This is a genomic window from Streptomyces sp. CMB-StM0423 (assembly GCF_002847285.1).
Lineage (GTDB): Bacteria > Actinomycetota > Actinomycetes > Streptomycetales > Streptomycetaceae > Streptomyces.
In genome coordinates this window covers 6,207,124-6,224,729 of record NZ_CP025407.1, presented here as the reverse complement: position 1 = coordinate 6,224,729, position 17,606 = coordinate 6,207,124, and the positions used below count along the sequence as shown (strand labels likewise).

Genomic DNA, 17,606 nt, shown 5'->3' with positions numbered 1-17,606 from the left:
GCACAACCCCGAGCCTATTTAGACTGTCTTCGGTTGCGGGACGGCTATACGGGGCGATACGGGGCGGGGGCAGTTCGGGCGATGGCAGACCAAACGGGCGGGCCGTGGTCCGGCGGCGACGAGGGCGGTGCCGGCGAGGGCCGGGTGCCGCTCGACGAGACCGTGCAGATCCGGATGGCGCCGCTCGCCGCCAAGGCCGCCCGCCGCGCCCGCGCCGCGACCCCGGACCCGAGCCCCGCGACCACCGCGGGGCCCACCACCGCCACCCGCACCCGGCGCCCGTTCACCCCCTTCGTCATCCCCAAGAGCCCCGCCCCCCGCGCAGTCCTCTCCCGCGCGCTCGCCGTCCCGCTCGTCGTCGCCCTCGTCTTCGTCCTGCCCCTGGCCGTCGCCGGCCGCTCCCAGCCCGACGTACGCGACGCGGTGTTCTGGCTCCAGCTCGCCACCACCTGCTACGCGGGCGCCCGCCTCTCCGCGATGGTCCTCACCACCCGGCGGCGGCTCATCCAGGGCACCGTCTGGCTCTTCTGCTACGTCGCCATGGGTGTCGCCCCGCTCGCGCAGATCGTGCTGGCGCAGACCCCGACCCCCGTCGTCGGCACCCGGGGCGACTTCACGATGGCCGTGGCGCTGGTCCTCGCCGGTTTCGTCGCCTTCGACGTCGGCGCGCTGCTGTCGCGGCACGCCTCCGAGGCCCGGCTGAGCCGCCCGCGCCCGGTGGCCTCGGTCAACAAGCGCCGCCTGTATCTGCTGGTGATCTTCGCGTACGCGGGCAGCGCCCTGCTCATCGCGTCCTTCGGCGGCCCCGCACCGTTCTTCGGCAGCCGCCAGGCGATCAGCGACGAGCTGACCGCGGGCGGCACGTCCGACTCGCAGGTCGGCTCGGCGTTCCTGCGCGGCTTCGGTACGGTGCCCGCGCTGCTGGCACTGCTGATGATGACGCGCTGGCTGGTGGTGTCCCGGCGGGCCCGGCGGCAGCCGGCCGTGGTGCTGCCGTGGGCGGGGCTCGTCCTGATCAACGCGATCGTCAACAACCCGGTCTCCAACCCGCGGTACTGGTTCCTCACCGTCGCCTTCGCGCTGCTGTTCACCGCCTTCCCGCGCAGCCCCGTCGTGTACCGGGCGGCGCTCGCGGGGGGCGTGGCGATGGCGGTGCTGCTGTTCCCGTTCGCGGACAAGTTCCGCTACGACGAGGCCGGGCGGAAGCAGACGCAGTCGGGCTCGGTGCTGGAGCCGCTGGTGATGAAGGACTACGACCAGACGGTGATGTTCGCGAACACCATCTCGTACGTGGACTCCGGCACGGGCCACACGTACGGCAAGCAACTGGCGTCGTCGGCGTTCTTCTTCGTGCCCCGGTCCGTCTGGGAGGACAAGCAGCTCGACTCCGGCGTCAAGGTCGGCACGTGGATGGGGATGACGAACGTCAACCTGTCCTCGCCGCTGTGGACCGAGCTGTGGCTCGACTTCGGCCCGCTGGGCATGGCGGGCGGGCTGCTGCTGGTGGGGTACGCGGCGGCGCGTACGGACCGGAGGTTCGCCGAGTCGGGGCACATGTCGCGGGACCCGGGGAACGTGATGGCGACGGTGGTCCCGCTGATCGCGGGGTACTCGTTCATCCTGCTGCGCGGGCCGCTGCTCCAGGCCACCGGGCGGATCGGGATCGCGGTGCTGTGCCTGGCGCTGGTGACCACGTTCCGGCCGGAGGAGCACAAGCGGCTGCGCTGAGGCGCGGTACGCGCACCGCGTTCCGGCGCCCGCGCGCGAACGGCCGGGTGCGGCGGCCCGTGCGCGCCGGCCGTCGGCTCGGCCCGTAGGCTCGGGGCGTGGATGTCGAGGATGATCTTCGGGGCGCGCTCGGACGGCAGTTGGAGGGCGTCGGCACCCGGCGGGCGGCGTCGGCCGTGGAACGGCTCATCGCCGGCTACCGGGGCGGCGGCCCCGCCCCGGCGCTGCGCGACCGTGACGACGTGGCGGCGTACGCCGCGTACCGGATGCCCGCCACCTTCCAGGCCGTACGGGCCGCGCTCAGCGCGCTGGCCGAGGCCGCGCCCGGCTGGGCGCCGCACAGCCACCTCGACGTCGGCGGCGGGACCGGCGCCGCCGTCTGGGCGGCCGCGGCGGTCTGGCCAGACGGGCCGCGCCCGACCGTCGTCCTCGACCAGGCGGAGCCGGCGCTGGCGCTCGGCAGCGAACTGGCCGCGGGAGCCGCCGACCCCGCGGTGCGCGCCGCCGAGTGGCGCCGCCGGGCGCTCGGCGCCGCCCCGGCGGGCTCCGCCTGGGCTCCGGCCGGGCTCGTCACCGTGTCGTACCTCCTCGGCGAACTGCCCGAGAACGTGCGGCGCGAGGTCGTCGCCTCCGCCGCACAGGCCGCGGAGGGGGCCGTCGTCGTCGTGGAGCCGGGGACTCCGGAGGGCTACCTGCGGGTGCTCGCGGCCCGGCAGCAGCTCGTCGACGCCGGCTACGAGGTGCTGGCGCCGTGCCCGCACAGCGCGCGGTGCCCCATGGAGGGGACCGCCGACTGGTGCCACTTCGCCGCCCGCGTGCAGCGCTCCGCGCTGCACCGCCGGGTCAAGGGCGGCGAGCTGGGGCACGAGGACGAGAAGTTCTCGTACGTGGCGGCGGTACGGATCCCCGCCGGGGCGCCGGCTCCCGCGCGCGTCGTACGGCATCCGCAGCTCCGCAAGGGTCTGGTGCTGCTGGAGCTGTGCACGGCCGGCGAAGGGCTGGCCCGTACCCCCGTGTCCAAGCGGCAGGGCCCCCGCTACCGCGCCGCCCGGGACGTGCGGTGGGGCGACGCGTGGCCGCCGCCGGAGGACGACGGCCACGACGGGGCGTAGCGGCTCAGTCGCGGAGCTCCAGCGTGCAGCACTTCACGCTGCCGCCGCCCTTGAGCAGTTCCGTCAGATCCATCGGGATCGGCTCGAAGCCGCGCGCCCGCAGCGGCGCGACCAGCCCGGCCGCCGCCTGCGGCAGCAGCACGTGGCGGCCGTCGCTGACGGCGTTGAGGCCGAGCGCGAGCGCGTCCTCCTCCCCCGCCAGCACGGCGTCGGGGAAGAGCCGGGCGAGGACGTCGCGGCTGCCCGGGGAGAACGCGGCCGGGTAGTACATGACGTCGGTGTCGGTGGAGTCGTCCAGGACGCACAGCGCGGTGTCGAGGTGGTAGAAGCGCGGGTCGACCAGGTCGAGGCCGACGACCGGGCGGCCCAGGTACTCCTGCGCCTCGGCGTGCGACTCCGGACTGCTGCGGAAGCCGCGGCCGGCAAGGATCCAGGAGCGGGTGACGGCGAAGTCGCCCTCGCCCTCGTTGACGTGCTCCGGCAGGTGGTAGTCGGCGAAGCCGTGCGCGCGGAACCAGCGGCGCTGGGCGGCGGCCTCGCCGCTGCGCTGCGGGTACGCGAAGCGCGCGCCCAGCACGCGGCCGTCGACGACGAGCGCACCGTTGGCGGCGAAGACCATGTCCGGCAGGGCGGGGTCGGGCTCCAGCAGCTCGACGGTGTGGCCGAGGGAGCGCTGACGGGCGACCAGGTCCTCCCACTGCGCGAGCGCGAGCTGGAGGTCGACGGGTTTGGCGGGATCCATCCACGGGTTGATGGAGTACGTGACGGCGAAGTGTGCCGGTGGGCACATCAGGTACCGGCGCGCCGAGGCTGTGCGCAACAACGAGGGCTCCTCACTGCTGACGTCCAAGCGCCGGCCCGCGGATCGCGCGCGCCGACGCACGTAACCGAATGGTGCCTGGTGAACGGCCGCGCGCGCAGTAGTGCGGCACGGGTGGCCGGGGTCGCGCCGCGGGGCGCGGAAGCGCGGCCGAGGCGCGCGGCCCGCCAAAGGCGCATTTAGCGCGATACGCACGGGTGAGCGGTGGTCACGTTTTCATCGCGTACGGCGCCGGGCGGGCGGCGGCCGCGCAGCCCGGGATGGGCCGCATCCGCGCAGGTCCGGGCGTACGGGCCGGGCCACGGAGGGCCGCCGGGGCGGCACCCGGGCCCTCGGTACCGGAGGGCGGCACCCGGACGGGATGGCATACCGTGGCACAGTATCGGCCTACGGGCACCCGCTGCGGTGGCAGCATGAGGATCGGGTCCCCAGGGACGACCGGCCGAGGTGAGGGGACGTATGGCACGGGTACGCAGGCTTCCGCAGTGGCTTCCCGGCACCCGCCGCGGCCGGACGCGCGGCAGTGCCGCCGCGGCGGAGCGCCTGCAGGCGGCCGCCGCGGAGCGCAGGGAACTGCTGCTCGCCGCCGCCGACGCGGGCCTGCCGCTGGCGCCCGCCGCGTACCCGGAGGGCTACGGCTGCTCCTGCGACCGCATCGGCTGTCCCTCCCCCGGCCGCCATCCCGTCTCCTTCGCCTGGCAGACGCAGGCCAGCGCCGACGCGCAGCGCGTCGAGCGGTGGCTCGCCGCCCAGCCGGAGGCCAACTTCATCACCGCCACGGGCCGCAGCCACGACGTGCTCGACGTGCCGCAGGAGGCGGGCACGCGGGCGCTGGCGCGGTTGGAGGGGGAGGGCGTCGCGGTCGGTCCGGTGGCGGTCAGCCCGGAGCCGCCGGGGCCGGGGCGGTTGCTGTTCTTCACCTCCACCCGCGGCACGCCGGAGGACGAGGACGAGTGGTGGCCCTGCGAGCTGGACTGCCGCCCGGAGACCATGGACGAGCATCCGGGGCTGCGCTGGCACTGCCGCGGCAGCTACGTACTGGTGCCGCCGGCGCGGCTGCCGGGAGACGAGGGCGTGACGTGGCTGCGCGGTCCCGAGCATCCGCTGCCGGACCCGCTGACGCTGCTGGAGGCGCTGACGGATGCGTGCGCGGCGTACGCGGGCGCGGAGCGGGAGCGCGAGGCGGCCTGGCCGCTGAGCTGAGGGCATGCGCGGCGCCGCTGACGGCACGCGCACCGGGCCGGCGGCTCGTACGCGTACGCGGCAATCCGCCCCGCCTCCGCCCGGCTCAGCTCCCCGCGGCGCCCACCAGCCCTTCCAGGCGGTTGTAGAAAACGATTCCGTCGCCCTTGTCCTCGCGCGGCGGCACCACCGCCACCTGCTGCGAGACCCGCTCCATCGTCAGCGACTTCTTCGGCGTCCCCTGCCCCTTCATCAGCAGCTCGGCCGCCGCCGGCACCTCGACCTCGCGGCCCTCGGCCACCGTCTGCTTGACGAAGTGCCGGGTGCTGAACAGCACCAGCGCACCGCCGTCGGCCAGCCGCAGCGCGACCGGCGGGTACTCGGGGGTGGCCTCGTCGACGTACTGCGTGACGTACTCCGGCGTGCGCCGGTACTGATCGCGCGCGCCCACCCGCTCGGAGGTGTGCTGCCCCGGCGCGAAGGCGTCGCCCGCGCCGTCCTTCAGATACGCCGCGTACGTCTTGCCCAACTGCCCCGGCGCGACGGCCAGCCCGGCGGAGGCGCCCAGCGGGACCCGGCGGGCGTGGCCGTCCTCGTCCTCGGCGAACTTGCCGATCGCGGCCAGCTCGATCTCGTCCAGCAGCGACAGGTGGGTCGCGTGCCAGCGCGCCTCCGGCCCCTCCTTGACGAAGACCAGGAGCCAGCGCAGCTCGTTGCGGTTGGTGAGGGTGTCGGCGACGAACCACCGGGGCCAGCCGCGCTGCTGGGGTATCAGATACCGGGTGTCGCTGAACTCCAGCGGCTCGTAGTCGGGGTTGCCCTCCGGGTAGTCCGCCTTGCGCACCGTCAGGCCCGCCTGGTCGATCTCGCGGAGCCCGCCGGCCTCGATACGGGAGTTGACCTGGAGGTCGTAGTCCTCGTTGGCCTTGTTGTTGAGCTTCCCGAACCGGTCGAGGACGCGGCCCGCCTCGCCCTTGGTCACGGCGGGCTGGAGCACCTCCTCGCCGTGGACCGTGACGCAGCCCGTGAGCGTCAGCAGCGCGGCCAGCAACGGCACCGCGGCGACGGCCACCCGGAAGCGGCGTATCGGCATGATCTTTTTCTCCGACTCCTGCGCGGGGCCTGGGAACGGCGTCACCTTACCGGTTCCGCGGCCGGTCATCGGATCGGGACCGGATCTGCCGGGGCGGGCGTCCCGGCGGGCAGTGATTCGGCTCTCATTCGCCTCCGGAGGGCCAAAACCCTTCCCTGGGACGGGTTCGAGCGATCATCATGCTGCGCATGACATTCGGGGCAGCACTGAGCGAGTTGCGCAAAGCTCAGAAAACGTCGAAGGGCGTCTCGCTCTACTCGCGCTACGTCAACCGGCCGCTGGGGCGGGTGTTCGCGGCGGGCGCGTACGTCCTCGGGCTGCGCCCGAACCATGTGACGCTGCTCAGCGCGGCGTTCACCGGCGGCGGGATCGCCGCCGTCGCGCTGGTGCGCCCCGGCTGGGGCCTGGCCTTCGCGGTGTACGCACTGCTCGTCGTCGGCTTCGCCCTCGACTCGGCCGACGGCCAGTTGGCGCGGCTGCGCCGGGAGTCGAGCGCGGCCGGCGAGTGGCTCGACCACGTCGTGGACTGCGCGAAGGTCACCGCCGTGCACGCCGCCGTCCTCGTCTCGTTCTACCGGTTCTTCGACCTCTCGTCGGACGCCTGGCTGCTGCTGCCGCTCGGCTTCCAGCTCGCGGCCGTGCTGATCTTCTGCGGCGGGCTGCTGGCCGACAAGCTCAAGCCGAAGCCCGCCCCGGACGCCGGCTCCGCGCCCGCCCCGCCGCCCTCGCGGCTGCGCGCGGTGGCGCTGCTGCCGGTGGACTACGGCGTTTTCTGCGTGGTGTTCCTGCTGCTGGGCAGCGAGAGCGCTTTTCTCGCCGGTTATACGGCGCTGGCCGCGGCGGCGGCGCTGTTCCTGATCGCGTTCATGGCGAAATGGTTCCGGGAACTGTCTGCGCCGGGCTGACCGGGGCCTCGCCGCGCGGGCCGCGGTCCGAGAGCGCGTCGAGCGCGCGGCGCAGTTGGGTGCTCGACGTGTGCACGGTGTACGGGAAATAGACCACTTCCACGCCCACCGTCCTGAAGTCGGCCTCCAGCTTGTCCCCCTTGGGCGTGCCCCGCCAGTCGTCGCCCTTGAAGATCACGTCGAACCGGACCTGCTGCCAGGTCTCCAGCTTGTCGGGCACGGTCTCGACGAACGCGGCGTCCACGTGCCGGATGCTGCGTACGATCTCCAGCCGCTCGACCAGCGGCACGACCGGGGCACGGCCCTTCGCCAACTGCGCCATCTCGTCGGAGACCACGCCCGCGACGAGATAGTCGCAGCGGCTGCGGGCGTGCCTGAGGATGTTCAGGTGTCCGACGTGAAAGAGGTCGTAGACCCCCGGTGCATAGCCGACCGTGTGCGCCACGGCACCCCCCAGGTATTCCCCCTGATATGCGCGCAACCCCCAGCGCGCCAGGAGTGTCAACCATAACGGGCAGGTGCGGATAAGGTGCAACCCGGGCTTCGGGAAGGCAAACGAGGGGTGGCATGGTGAGGCGGGTACTGCTGGTTTCGACCAACTATGCGCCGGAACAGGCAGGAATCGGGCCATATGCGACACAGATCGCGGAGCACTGGGTCGAGACCGGTCACGCCGAGGTGCATGTGCTGGCCGGCATGCCGCACTACCCGAACTGGCGCGTCGCCGAGGACTACATCGGGGTCTGGCGCAAGGAGGAGGAGCGGGCCGGCGTCCGCCTGCACCGCCGCCGGCACTCCGTACCCGCGCGGCAGACCGCCGTACGACGCGCGCTGTACGAGGCGTCGATCCTCGCCCACGGCGTCGTCGCCCCGCCCCGCATGCCCGCGCCCGACGCGGTCGTCGCGCAGTTGCCGAGCCTGGCCGGAGGCGCGCTCGGCGCCCGCCTCGCCCGCCGCCACGGGGTGCCGTACATACCCGTCGTGCAGGACCTGATGGGCGCCGCGGCGGCGCAGAGCGGCATCCGCGGCGGGGGCCGCGCGGCCGCGGCGGCGCGCGCGGTGGAGTCCCGGGTGCTGCGGCGGGCGTCGCTGGTCGGGGTGATCCACGAGACGTTCGTCCCGCGGGTGGCCGCGATGGGCGTCGACGAGAAGCGGATACGGGTCGTCCCCAACTGGTCCCACGTGACCGGACCCACCCGGCCGCGCGCCGAGATGCGCGCCCTGCTGGGGTGGCGCGAGGGCCAGACGGTGCTGCTGCACTCCGGGAACATGGGGCTGAAGCAGGGCCTGGAAGTGCTCGTGGAAGCGGCCCGTACGGACCCCTCGCTGCGGGTCGTGCTGATGGGCGACGGCAACCAGCGCGCGCACCTGGCCGCGCTGGGCGCGGGGCTGCCGAACCTGGACTTCCTGCCGCCCGCGGACTCCGCGGAGTTCACCGACGTGCTGGCCGCGGCGGACGTGCTGGCGGTCACGCAGCGCTCGTCGGTGCTGGACATGAGCGTGCCGTCGAAGCTCACTTCGTACTTCGCCGCAGGACGGCCCGTGGTCGCCTCGGTCGCCGACGGCGGGGGCACGGCGGAGGAGATGCGGCGCGCGGGCGCGGGGGTCGTGGTGCCGCCGGAGGACCCGGCGGCGCTGCTGGAGGCGGTGCGTACGCTGGCCGCGGACCCGGAGGCGGCCGACGCGCTGGGAGCCGAGGGGCCGGTGTACGTACGGGAGCACCTGAGCAGCGAGGCGGGCCTGGGCCGGATCACGGCGCTGCTGGACGAGGCGCTGGACCTGGCGGCGGACGGGGCGGCGGACGGGGCTGGAGCCGGGGCGGCGGACGAGGCTGGAGGGCCGGTTGTCCACAACCGGCCGGTTATCCACAGGCGGAAGGCGGCCGGGGAGCCGGCCGGGGGGTCCGTCACGCATACTGACAAGACCGGTTGAGGGGGGCCGAGACCATGTCACAGCACGTTCCCGGCGACAGCCACGCCATGCAGCCGCAGGACGAGCCTGACCTGCTGCGCGACCAGTTCCGGCAACTGCTGCGCTACCGCGGGATGATCGTCCTGGGTGTCATCCTCGGGCTGCTCGGCGGCGGGTGGATCGCCCTCGCCTCCGGCGACGAGTACATCGCGTCGAGCGAGGTCACGCTCCGCCAGGTCAGCCTCGACCCCTTCTCCTCCGGCAGCGACGCGACGGCCATCAAGGAGAACATCGGCACGGAGCGGCAGACCGCCGCGAGCAACGCGGTGGCCAAGATCGTCGCCGACGAGGTGGGCCACCCCGAGGACGGCGAGAAGCTCCAGCACGGGCTCCAGGTCACCAACCCGCCGAACACGCTGGTGCTCCGCTTCGACTACAGCGCAGACGACCCCGAGACCGCGGCCGAGCGCTCCAACGCCTTCGCCGCCGCCTACCTCGCGTACCGCGAGGACAAGAGCAAGCGGACGATCGACAACATGGTCGAGGCGTACGACGACCAGGTCAAACCGCTGATCTCGGAGCGGGACACGCTCGACGACGAGATCGAGTCGCTCGGCGAGGGCCGGGCGCTGGAGTCGGCGCTGTCCGCGCGCTCCTCGCTCAGCCAGAGCATCGGCCAGATCACCGCCGACCGCGCCAAGCTCCAGGCCCTGGACACCACCCCGGGGCACGTCGTGCGGGACGCCACGCCGCCCGCCGAGCCGGCGGGGCCGGGGATCTTCATGCTGCTGGGCCTCGGCGCCGCGTTCGGCGTGGGCCTCGGGCTGCTCGTCGCCTGGGTGCGGCTGATCTTCGACCCCACGGCGCGCTCGGAGAGCGATGTCGTACGGGCGCTGCACGCCCCGGTGCTGGGCACCCTGCCGCGCACCCGCAGACCCGGCGGACTGCTGGCCACCGGCCGGGTCGCCGAGGAGTACCGCTCGATGGCCTTCCGGCTGGCGTACGACCAGCGCTTCGCCGACCGGCGGCGGCTGCTGGTGGTCGCGCCGCGGGGCAGCATAGACATCCCCGCCGCGGTCTCGGTCAACCTGGCCGCGTCGTTCGTGGAGATGGGGCACGAGGTGCTGCTCGTCGAGGCGGACCTGCGCACGCCGAGCCTGTCGGCACGGCTCAGCGCCGCCGACGGGGTGCGGCCCGGCTGGGCCCGTACGCCGGCGCGCGGTGACGGCGGCTGGCCGACGGGCCTGCAGATACCGATCGACGCGGGCGAGTCCGGCGCCTTCGACCTCATCCCCGGCACCCGGGTGCGCAACGCCGCGCGGGCCCTGACGTCCGCCCCGGCCACGCAGTTGATCTCGGAGGCGGACGCCCCGGGCTCCGTCGTGGTGGTGCTGGCGCCCGCCGTGCTGTCGTACGCGGACGCGCTGGCGCTCGCCGACCGGGTCGACGGCGTGCTCGTCGTCTGCGACCCGCGGCAGGTGCACCGCGAGGACCTGGCACGCATCCGCGAGCTGATATCGGGTGCGGGCGGCACGGTGCTCGGCGCGGTGCTGCACTCGCACGGCAGCGGCGAGCCCGACGCGGGCGGGCGCGGCCGGTCCGGCAGGGGCGCGGGCCGCGGCGGCGCCCGGGGCGACGGGCGCGGCGGCGAGGCCGGTGCGGGCACGGGGGTGCCGGCGCCGCCGGCCGAGGCCACGGGGGCGGACTACCCGGCCGACAGCCGGGCCGTGCGCTCCTCGCGGCGGTAGATGCGCGCCCGCTGGGCGATCGCCTCCTCCGTCGCCGACCAGGGCGTGGCGGCGCTGACGAACATCGCGGTGCTGGTGGTCGCGGCGCGGGAGTCGTCGGCGGAGGGGTTCGCGGTCTTCTCCCTCGTCTACATGACGTTCACCGTCGTGCTGGGCGTGCAGAGCAGCTTCGTGGGCCAGGCGCTGGTGCTGGAGCGCGAGGGCGGCAAGAACGGCAAGGCGGGCGCGGGCGGTTCCGGCGCGGGGCCCGACGGGGCCGACGCCACCGCGGAGGGGCCGGTCATCCCGTCCTGGGCGGAGCCCGACCCCGACGCGCCGCGCCGGCCGCCCACCGGCGTGGCGTCCGCGTGCCGTTCGGCGGTGACGTTCTCGGCGCTGTCGTCCGCCGCGGTCGGCGGCACGGCGGCGCTGCTGCTCGCGCTGGTGCCCGGTGAGCTGGCGCACGGTCTCGCCATGCTCGGCGTGGTGCTGCCGGTCGTGCTCCTGCACGACGTGCTGCGCTACTGCTTCGCCGCGCTCCGGCTGCCGCACCACGCGCTCCTCGCCGACCTGCTGCGGCTCGTCGTCGCCGTCCCGGCGCTCGTGCTGCAGCCGGACGGCTCGTCCCCGGCGCGGCTCATCGCCGTGTGGGGTGCGTCCGCGCTGCCCGCGCTGCTGCTCTGCCTGGCGCTTGCCGGGTACCGGCTCCGCGGCGCCCGCGGCGACTGGCGGCGCTATCTGCGCCGGGGGCACCTGGGCCGCCGGTTCGTGGTGGAGTTCGCGGTGGGCAACGGCGCGACGCAGTTGTCGGTCATCGGCCTCGGGCTCGTCGCCAGCCAGCTCGCGGTCGGCGCGCTGCGCGGCGCGACGACGCTGTACGGGCCGATGAACGTCCTCTACAACTCGGCGACTTCCTTCGGCCCGCCGGTGATGAACCGGATCCCGAACCTGCGCAGCAAGCTCCGCTCCGCCACCTCCCTCGCCGTCCTGCTCGCCGGCACCGCCGCCGCATGGACGACGGTGCTCGTCCTGCTGCCCGACTCCGCAGGACGCGAACTCCTCGGCGACACCTGGGCGTCTACGTCCTCGCTGCTGCCCGCGACGGGCAGCCAGTACGCGGGCATAGCGCTGGGCACCAGCGCGCTCCTCACGCTGCGCGTGCTGCGCCCGGAGAGCACGCTGCCGATCCAGGTCGTCTTCTCCCTGCTCTCGGTCGGCTGCATGCTCACCGGCTACGCCGCCGGGGGCGTGCTCGGGGCCGCCTGGGGCCTGTGCGCCGGTTCGGCGCTGAAGGCCGCGGCCCTGTGGCTCAGGGTCGCGGCCGTCAGCCGCTCGCTCGCCGCCACCGGCCCGGGCAGTTCAGGCGGTTCGGACGGCCCGGGCGGCACCGCCGGGTCGGGCGGCGGTGCCGGGTCGGGCGGCGGTGCCGGGTCGGGCGGCGGTGCCGGGTCGGCGCCCGCGGGCGCCGCGCCCGCCGGCGGGACCGTCACACCCGGTGCAGTCCCGGCCGCCCGGCCTCGATCGCATAGGAAGCCGCGGTCGCGACCGGGGCGCCTTCGGTGGTGATGTACGGCACGACGCGGAAGTCCGCGCGGCACTGCTCGCGGTCCAGCGCGACGGTCACGTAGCCGCGGCGGCCGTCGTAGAACCGCAGGTGCGGGTTGGCCTTCGTGAGCCGGTCGTAACTCGCGGGCCGCTCGGCGCCGTTGCCGCCGCTGCTGATGGAGGTGGCGACGATCTCGCTGGCGACGGCGGGCGCGCCCGGGTCGGCGTAGTCGCGCTTGACGTCCATCGCGTAGTGCACGTGCACGTCGCCCGTGAGGACGACGAGGTTCTCCACCCCCGCCGCCTCGGCCGCGTCCAGGAACCGGGTGCGGGCGGCGGTGTAGCCGTCCCAGGCGTCCATGCTCACGGTGTACGCCTCGGTCGGCTCGCTGCGCCGCTCGGCCAGCACGACCTGCTGCGGCACGATGTTCCACCGCGCCCGCGAGTCGCGCCAGCCGTCCGCGAGCCAGTGCTCCTGCCGCTCGCCGAGCATCGCGCGCGCCGGGTCGTCCGCGTCGCCCCCCGGCCGCGCCCAGGCGCCGCCGAACGCCTGGTCGCTGCGGTACTGCCGGCCGTCGAGGACGTCGAACTGCGCCAGCGTGCCGTAGTGCAGCCGCCGGTACAGCCGCAGGTCGGCGCCGCGCGGGCGCTGGGGCCTGCGGAGCGGCTGGTTCTCCCAGTACGCCCGGTAGGCGGCGGCCCGGCGGACGAGGAACTCGTCGGGCGGCAGGTTGTCCTGGGAGATGGCGCCCGCGTAGTTGTTCTCGACCTCGTGGTCGTCCCAGGTGAGGATCCAGGGGTGGGCGGCCTGGGCGGCGCGCAGGTCGGCGTCGCTGCGGTAGAGCGCGTAGCGCAGCCGGTAGTCCTCCAGCGTGACCGTCTCGTGGTTGAAGACGGCGGGGAGGGTACCGGCGGGGTAGGCGCGGCTGCCGCCGGTGGCGGAGACGGCGCCCTCGTAGATCCAGTCGCCGAGGTGGAAGACGGCGTCGAGGTCCTCGTTCGCGAGGTGCTTGAAGGCGGTGTAATAGCCGCCGGGGTAGTTCTGGCAGGCGACCACGCCGAACCGCATGGCCGAGTTGCGCGCGTGCTGCGGGGGCGCGGTGCTCGTACGGCCGACGGGGCTGATCCAGGGGCCGAGCCGGAAGCGGTAGTAGTACGGGCGGCCCGGCGCGAGCCCGTCGACCTCGACGTGCACGGTGTGGTGGAACTCGGGGTGGGCCAACTCCCGGCCGCGCCGGACGACGCGGTGGAAGCCCTCGTCGTGGGCGACCTCCCAGTCGACCAGGAACGGGGCCGGCGGCATCCCGCCGTCGGGCTCGAACGCCGCGGGCGCGAGCCGGGTCCACAGCACCACGCCGTCGGGGGCCGGGTCGCCGGAGGCGACGCCGAGGGTGAAGGGCTCCTGGCGTACCGTCCCCGGGTCCGCCGGCTCGTCCGCGTGGGCCTGCGGCAGGCCCACGGAGAAGGCGAGCGCGGCGGCGGCACCGGTGACGGTGAAGAAGCGGCGGCGGCTCACGTGTGCCGCGGCGGCACGCAGGGCGTCCTGCGGGTTGGGAGGCGTCATGCGCGGTATTGCAATTGCTGGGGGCAACCGCTGTCCATACCTTGTGCGTCGGCCAGGTGACAGAGCGTTGACGTCTAGAGCGGATTCCAGGCGAACTGACGTTCATGTGATCGCGCCATAGACTCACGGCATGGCCGAGGTGATCGCGAAGGACGGTAGCTGGGAGTTCGACGGCGAGACCATACGGATCGTCCCGGGCCGCGATCGGGGGGTGCACAAGCTGCGGCAGTTGCTCGGCGAAGTCGCCGTGCCGCTGCCGGCGGTGGCGGGGATCGCGTACGAACCGGGGCGCAAGGGCGGGGTGTTGCGGCTGCGGCTGCGCGACGGCGCGTGCCCGCTGCTGCGGGCCGCGGGCGGCCGGCTGCCGGAGGCGGCGAGCCCGTACCTGCTGCGGCCGGAGCGCGACCGCGGCGGGGTGGCGGAGTACTTCGCCGAAGAGGTGCGCAGGGCGCTGCTGCTGGACCAGATACCGGACGGCCCCGTCGACCGCTATCTGCTGCCGGGCCCCGCGGTGCCGCTGACCGTGTCCGGCATGGACGGCAACGCGACGTTCGACGGCGAGCAGATCCGGGTGGAGTGGAAGGGTCTGGTCGAGGACGTCAAGAAGGCCACGGGGAACAGGACGGTCCGGCTCGCCGACCTGGCGGCCGCGGAGTGGATGCCGGCCGCGGGCATGGCGATGGGCGGCCTGCGGTTCCGGCCGCACGGGACGGCGGTCTTCCTCGCCGTGGACAAGGACCCGCACACGCTGGCGCTGTGGGGGACGAAGAGGGAGCTGGGTGAGGCGGTGCTGCTGGCGGCGGCGGTGACCGTACGGCTGCCGCACCCCCACGCGCCGGAGGACGCGGCGGTCGGCGGGCCGGGGCAGGCCACCGCGGCGCTGCCGCCGGCCGGCGAGGAGGCTGCGGACGCGGTACCGCCGGAGTTCCGCAAGGAGCCGCCCGCGCCAGCCGCGGAGGCATCGGCGGCGCCGGAGGCGTCCGCGGCTTCGGCGGCGGCGGTTGCCGCGGTTCCGGGCGACGACCACGACGCGGTGCTGCGCCGGCTGCGCGAGCTGGGCGAGTTGCACGCCGCCGGGGTGCTGACGGACGAGGAGTTCGCGGCCGCAAAGCGGGCAATCCTGCAGCGCATGGGCGGTAACGGCTGACGACGCACGCCACCCGGTCCGCAGTTGGCGAAAACTTGGGCCGGAATTAAACGTTCTACGCTCTTCACTCCAGCCCCACGGGCCCCAATAATCGGGCCTCATGACTATTTACGACTCGATCGGCGGGGAGACGGCGGTCTCGACCGCCGTGGACAACTTCTACGACCGAGTGCTCGACGACCCGGAGCTGAAGCCGTTCTTCGACGGCATCGACGTCCAGCGCCTCAAGCGCCACCAGCGCGCGTTCATCGGCGCCGCCCTCGGCGGCCCCGGCGGCTACAACGGCCGCGGCATGCGGAAGGCCCACGAGGGCCTCGGCATCACGCCGGCCCACTTCGAGCGGGTCGTCGACCATCTGACGGCCACGCTCGTCGGCCTCGGCGTGCCGGACGAGACCGTGAAGACCATCGGCGCCACCCTGGAGCCGCTGCGCGCGGACATCGCCCAGGAGGCGTAGCGCAGGCCCGGAACTTACTCTGCCCGCATGACCGACCTCGGCGGGCTGCCGCACGTCCCGCCCATGCTGGCGGTCTCCGGCAGCCTGCCGACGGCCGCCGCGGACCCCTCGTGGGCGTACGAGCTGAAGTGGGACGGCATCCGCGCCGTCGCGTACGCCCCGGGCGACGGCTCGCTGACGCTGCTCACCCGCAACGACAACGACGTCACCGCCCGCTACCCCGAGCTGGCCCCGCTCGGCGAGGCCCTCGCCGCCGCCGGGCACGCCTGTGTGCTCGACGGCGAGATCGTCGCACTGGGCGCCGACGGCCGCCCCTCCTTCGGCGCGCTCCAGCGCCGCATGAATCTCACCCGCGGCGCCGTGATCGCCCGCCTCGCCACCGAGGTGCCGGTCGACTACATGGTGTTCGACGTGCCGTACCTCGACGGCGAGTCCACCCTGCGCCTCCCGTACCGCGAGCGCCGCGCGCTGCTCACGGACCTGCGCCTCGAAGGACCGCACTGGCGCACGCCCCCGCACTGGGAGGGCCACGGCGCCGAGGCGTGGGAGATGACCAGGCGGTACGGGCTGGAGGGGCTGCTCGCGAAGCGGCTGGCGTCGCCGTATCTGCCGGGGCGGCGCAGCGACCTCTGGCTGAAGATCAAGAACGTCCGCACCCAGGAGGTCGTCGTCGGCGGCTGGACGGAGGGTGCGGGCAGCAGGTCGGACGCGGTGGGCGGGCTGCTGATGGGCGTGTGGACGGAGGACGGCGGGCTGGCCTACGCGGGCACGGTGGGCAGCGGCTGCTCCCGGCACGCGCTGGAGGTGCTGCGGGAGCGGCTGGCGGGCCTGGCCCGGGACACGAGCCCGTTCGCGGGCCCGGTGGCGGACCGGCACGTACGGGCTGGCGGCGCGGTGCACTGGGTGGAGCCGGAGCTGGTGGGGGAGGTCGCATACGGGGAGTGGACGGCTACGGGGGTGCTGCGGCACCCGGTGTGGCGGGGGCTGCGGCCGGACAAGAGCCCGGAGGAAGCACGGCGGGAGGCGTAGAAAAGCGCCCGCAGGGGACGGCCTCCGTACGCGTACGGGCCGAACACCCCCGCACCCCCGAGCACCCCTCTCCCCCTCCCGCCGCGTGCCCGGCGCCCCGAGCACGCCGGGCACGCGGCCGGGGCGCGGCCGCGGCCGCCGAGGAGACGGCGGTGCGGCACGCGCCCGCGACCGGCGGCAGGGATCGTTCGCTATCCGCGGTTACGGCGCGCACCGCGCCGCTCGACCTGCGGAGTCATCCTGCTCCGCTGCGACTTGGCGTCGTTGTGCGCCGCCGCCGAGGACTGCCGCCGGGCTTCCTCGGCACGCTCGTTCCGGGCGTTCAGCGCCTCCTGGAACGCGGCCTTCCCGCCATGCCGGCGTCCGGTGGAGTCGTGCTTGTGGTGCTTGGCCATGACCGACGCCTCCTCGTGACCCTGTCGAACGTGTCGGTCAATCTCCACTGTCCCACGAATGGACTAATCAGTCATATCCGGCAGGTCGTAGTGATCGCCGAGCAGCGGCGCCAGCAGGTCGCCGTGCGCGGCGATACGCTCCGTCACGTCACCGGGGAGGAAGACCAGCTCGTCGGGATCCGCGCACGCCTCCACTTCGTCCCAGGTCAGCGGGGTGGACACGGTCGGCCGGGCCTTGGCGCGCAGCACGTACGGGGCGACGGTGGTCTTCGCCCGCGAGTTCTGGCTCCAGTCGACGAAGACCTTCCGCGGGCGCAGCTTCCGCGCCATCCGGTGCAGGATCAGCTCCGGGTGCTCCTGCTCCAGCCGCCGGGCCAGGGACTTCGCGTACGCGCTGGTGGCCTCGGCGGAGGCGGGGGCGAGGGGCACGTACAGGTGCAGGCCCTTGGAGCCGGAGGTCTTCGGCCAGGCGTCGAGCCCGTCGGCACGCAGCGCCTCGCGCACGAGCAGCGCCGCACGGCAGCACTCGACGACGGTGGCGGGCGCGCCCGGGTCGAGGTCGAAGACGATCCGGTCGGCGAGCCGTTCGTCCGCCCTGACCGGCCCCGCCGGCTCCGCGCCGGGATCCACCGCCTTCCACTGCGGCACGTGCAGTTCCAGCGCGGCGAGGTTCGCCGCCCAGAGCAGCGTCGGCAGGTCCTGGACGAGCACGTGATGCAGGGTGCTCCGGGTCAGCTCCACGTCCGCGACGCTCACCCATTCAGGCGTGCCCGCGGGGGCGTTCTTGGCGAAGAAGCGCTCCCCGTCCACGCCGTCCGGGAAGCGCAGGAAGGAGGCGGCCCGGTCGCGCACGTGCGGCAGGAGGACGTCGGCGACTTGGGCGTAGTAGTGCAGCGCCTCGCCCTTGGTGAAGCCGTACTCGGGCCACAGCACCTTGTCGAGGTTGCTGAGCTTCAGGCGGCGTCCTTCGACCTCGGTGACCGGCATATGC

At 74.2% G+C, this 17,606-nt stretch carries 16 protein-coding genes; 10 read left to right on the top strand and 6 right to left on the bottom strand.

Annotated elements, in window-relative coordinates:
• Positions 1 to 81: 81 nt before the first annotated feature.
• Positions 82 to 1,728 (top strand): hypothetical protein, encoded by a 1,647-nt coding sequence (locus CXR04_RS27075; protein WP_101424849.1) that lies wholly within the window; start codon positions 82 to 84, stop codon positions 1,726 to 1,728.
• A gap of 140 nt (positions 1,729 to 1,868) precedes the next feature.
• Positions 1,869 to 2,840, top strand: coding sequence for a small ribosomal subunit Rsm22 family protein (locus tag CXR04_RS27070; protein WP_199850674.1), 972 nt, complete (start codon positions 1,869 to 1,871; stop codon positions 2,838 to 2,840).
• Positions 2,841 to 2,844: 4 nt separating this feature from the next.
• Here the strand turns inward: CXR04_RS27070 and ddaH are convergent, their stop codons facing one another.
• Positions 2,845 to 3,660 (bottom strand): dimethylargininase, encoded by an 816-nt coding sequence (ddaH, locus tag CXR04_RS27065; RefSeq protein ID WP_101424848.1) that lies wholly within the window; start codon positions 3,658 to 3,660, stop codon positions 2,845 to 2,847.
• A gap of 459 nt (positions 3,661 to 4,119) precedes the next feature.
• Between ddaH and CXR04_RS27060 the strand changes: the two genes are divergently transcribed.
• A complete protein-coding gene (locus CXR04_RS27060) occupies positions 4,120 to 4,863 on the top strand; it encodes a bifunctional DNA primase/polymerase (protein ID WP_101424847.1) in 744 nt (247 codons plus the stop codon).
• An 85-nt stretch (positions 4,864 to 4,948) separates the two neighbouring features.
• On the opposite strand, the gene CXR04_RS27055 is transcribed toward CXR04_RS27060, so the two are convergent.
• On the bottom strand, positions 4,949 to 5,980 hold the full coding sequence (locus CXR04_RS27055) for a hypothetical protein (RefSeq protein WP_234380526.1): 1,032 nt from the start codon (positions 5,978 to 5,980) through the stop codon (positions 4,949 to 4,951).
• A 143-nt stretch (positions 5,981 to 6,123) separates the two neighbouring features.
• Here CXR04_RS27055 and CXR04_RS27050 point away from each other — a divergent pair, with 143 nt between their 5' ends.
• A complete protein-coding gene (locus tag CXR04_RS27050) occupies positions 6,124 to 6,840 on the top strand; it encodes a CDP-alcohol phosphatidyltransferase family protein (protein ID WP_442802410.1) in 717 nt (238 codons plus the stop codon).
• Here the strand turns inward: CXR04_RS27050 and CXR04_RS27045 are convergent.
• The gene (locus tag CXR04_RS27045; protein WP_101424844.1) at positions 6,800 to 7,285 is read right to left on the bottom strand and encodes an adenylyltransferase/cytidyltransferase family protein; all 486 of its coding nucleotides are present in this window, start codon (positions 7,283 to 7,285) and stop codon (positions 6,800 to 6,802) included. The genes CXR04_RS27050 and CXR04_RS27045 overlap by 41 nt on opposite strands.
• A gap of 122 nt (positions 7,286 to 7,407) precedes the next feature.
• On the opposite strand from CXR04_RS27045, the gene CXR04_RS27040 reads away from it, so the two are divergent.
• From CXR04_RS27040 to CXR04_RS27030, 3 genes are read left to right on the top strand one after another with little or no spacing between them, the layout of a single operon-like run.
• Complete coding sequence (locus CXR04_RS27040) at positions 7,408 to 8,772, top strand: glycosyltransferase family 4 protein (protein WP_101424843.1); 1,365 nt, start codon at positions 7,408 to 7,410, stop codon at positions 8,770 to 8,772.
• Positions 8,773 to 8,819: 47 nt separating this feature from the next.
• Positions 8,820 to 10,499 carry a lipopolysaccharide biosynthesis protein gene (locus CXR04_RS27035; RefSeq protein ID WP_101426633.1) on the top strand — a complete coding sequence of 560 codons (1,680 nt, stop codon included), beginning with the start codon at positions 8,820 to 8,822 and terminating at the stop codon, positions 10,497 to 10,499.
• Positions 10,500 to 12,044 (top strand): hypothetical protein, encoded by a 1,545-nt coding sequence (locus CXR04_RS27030; RefSeq protein WP_101424842.1) that lies wholly within the window; start codon positions 10,500 to 10,502, stop codon positions 12,042 to 12,044.
• Here CXR04_RS27030 and CXR04_RS27025 read toward each other — a convergent pair.
• Positions 11,965 to 13,587, bottom strand: coding sequence for an alkaline phosphatase D family protein (locus CXR04_RS27025; protein WP_101424841.1), 1,623 nt, complete (start codon positions 13,585 to 13,587; stop codon positions 11,965 to 11,967). The two genes, CXR04_RS27030 and CXR04_RS27025, sit on opposite strands and share 80 nt — an antisense overlap.
• A gap of 130 nt (positions 13,588 to 13,717) precedes the next feature.
• Here CXR04_RS27025 and CXR04_RS27020 point away from each other — a divergent pair, with 130 nt between their 5' ends.
• The 3 genes from CXR04_RS27020 (at position 13,718) to ligD (CXR04_RS27010) (ending at position 16,220) form a co-directional block, all read left to right on the top strand.
• Positions 13,718 to 14,734: a DUF4429 domain-containing protein gene (locus tag CXR04_RS27020; protein ID WP_101424840.1), complete on the top strand. Its 1,017-nt coding sequence runs from the start codon at positions 13,718 to 13,720 to the stop codon at positions 14,732 to 14,734.
• 100 nt (positions 14,735 to 14,834) lie between these two features.
• Positions 14,835 to 15,191 (top strand): group I truncated hemoglobin, encoded by a 357-nt coding sequence (locus tag CXR04_RS27015; protein ID WP_101424839.1) that lies wholly within the window; start codon positions 14,835 to 14,837, stop codon positions 15,189 to 15,191.
• Between the two features lie 27 nt (positions 15,192 to 15,218).
• Positions 15,219 to 16,220 carry a non-homologous end-joining DNA ligase gene (ligD, locus tag CXR04_RS27010; protein WP_101424838.1) on the top strand — a complete coding sequence of 334 codons (1,002 nt, stop codon included), beginning with the start codon at positions 15,219 to 15,221 and terminating at the stop codon, positions 16,218 to 16,220.
• 191 nt (positions 16,221 to 16,411) lie between these two features.
• Here the strand turns inward: ligD (CXR04_RS27010) and CXR04_RS27005 are convergent, their stop codons facing one another.
• Positions 16,412 to 16,615 (bottom strand): hypothetical protein, encoded by a 204-nt coding sequence (locus CXR04_RS27005; protein ID WP_101424837.1) that lies wholly within the window; start codon positions 16,613 to 16,615, stop codon positions 16,412 to 16,414.
• Positions 16,616 to 16,678: 63 nt separating this feature from the next.
• The gene (gene ligD / locus CXR04_RS27000; RefSeq protein ID WP_101424836.1) at positions 16,679 to 17,602 is read right to left on the bottom strand and encodes a non-homologous end-joining DNA ligase; all 924 of its coding nucleotides are present in this window, start codon (positions 17,600 to 17,602) and stop codon (positions 16,679 to 16,681) included.
• Between the last annotated feature and the right edge of the window lie 4 nt (positions 17,603 to 17,606).